The sequence below is a fragment of the Methanobrevibacter sp. UBA412 genome (assembly GCA_002495685.1).
Lineage (GTDB): Archaea > Methanobacteriota > Methanobacteria > Methanobacteriales > Methanobacteriaceae > Methanobrevibacter_A > Methanobrevibacter_A acididurans.
Genome location: DAGJ01000002.1, coordinates 12,055 through 12,271, shown reverse-complemented (window position 1 = coordinate 12,271; position 217 = coordinate 12,055).

Genomic DNA, 217 nt, shown 5'->3' with positions numbered 1-217 from the left:
TTTAAAATAGACTTAATAGTATAGAAATTTGTTAATTCCCATGTTTATGTTTATTCAAATATTCAACTTTAAAATAGACTTAATAGTATAGAAATTTCGGAAAGAATTCAATCTTACTCCTGCACAACTATTCTTTAAAATAGACTTAATAGTATAGAAATATTCGTCTTTTGTTATTACTGTTCCTTTTTTGAGTATCTTTAAAATAGACTTAATA